Origin of the sequence: Bartonella sp. CL71SXKL, from assembly GCF_042194935.1 — a bacterium.
Lineage (GTDB): Bacteria > Pseudomonadota > Alphaproteobacteria > Rhizobiales > Rhizobiaceae > Bartonella.
Genome location: NZ_JBHINI010000151.1, coordinates 1 through 554 on the forward strand (window position 1 = coordinate 1; position 554 = coordinate 554).

At 36.6% G+C, this 554-nt stretch carries 1 pseudogene; it reads right to left on the reverse strand.

Annotated features, from left to right (window positions below):
• Positions 1-442 (reverse strand): annotated as a pseudogene (locus ACFILA_RS09990) (ERF family protein); the annotation flags it as partial.
• Positions 443-554: the final 112 nt, after the last annotated feature.

Here is a 554-nt window from a genome sequence, read left to right on the forward strand (position 1 = left end):
TAGAGCCTGTACTGTCAATTGGAAATGTTCCTTCTGTTGAGATTTGATTGTCTGAAGGATGAGACAGAGTTATTTCTATGGTAACGTTTTTTTCTGTTTGATTTTTAATACGATAAAACAAAGCAAATTTGTATGTTGCAAGCCCTTTCTATACAGCATCAATGTACTGATCAAGTGTAGCGTATTTGCTGTTTGTATGGTTATTAATGGCGTTTTGTTCGATATTTTTATATGCCATTTGCACAGCCGAAAGATCACGGACAAAATTTTGGCGCTCTTGTCGTTTTATCTCTTGTTCTCTTAAATCAAGAAGACGCTCTAAGCGATCCATATCGACGTCACTGTCTAAGGCTTTATTTAAAATACGTTCCATGACAGTTTGTTCGACGGCTACATGATGTGTTTCTTCAATTTCTATTAGGTTAGTGTTTTGTTCACTCATCTTGATTTCCTACATTGCGCGCAATTCACGTGTGGCGTGAATCACGCTGGTGTTTAAAAGTTGTTTGTGTGGTTAAAAACGGCTTATATGGCTATTACGGTATTACCAAAAA